This is a genomic window from Streptomyces megasporus (assembly GCF_000718985.1).
Taxonomy (GTDB): domain Bacteria; phylum Actinomycetota; class Actinomycetes; order Streptomycetales; family Streptomycetaceae; genus Streptomyces; species Streptomyces megasporus.
The window spans coordinates 1-308 of record NZ_JODL01000173.1 but is presented as its reverse complement, the minus strand read 5'-3'; the positions used below and the strand labels follow the sequence as shown (position 1 = coordinate 308).

The following is a 308-nucleotide window of genomic DNA, read 5'->3' as shown; positions in this document are numbered from 1 at the left end:
GCGACAGCGCGTCCTGGAGCCTGCCGAACTCCTCGCTCAGCCGCTTCTGCACGCGCTCCCAGGCCGCGTCGGTGTCATCGATAGAGGAGAGCCGTGACTCCACGGCCCGTGCGAGGGCGATGGCGGGGGTCGCCGCCCAGGCCCCTCCCCCGTCGTCCGGTACATCGACGTCGGGCAGCGCGACGGCGAGCAGTCCCGTCGCCGCGAACCGCTGGAGCGCCGCGACGGCCTCCTCACGCGCGGCGGTCGCTTCGGTGACGTCCTCGGCGAGCCGCTCGATGCGTCCCTCGGCGCGGCCGGCCCGCCGG

1 protein-coding gene is annotated in these 308 nt (G+C 75.6%); it reads right to left on the bottom strand.

Going from position 1 to position 308, the window contains the following annotated elements; all coding sequences use genetic code 11:
* Positions 1-308 (bottom strand): hypothetical protein (locus tag IF47_RS28485; RefSeq protein WP_037733459.1); only part of this gene is annotated, 308 nt, incomplete at both ends.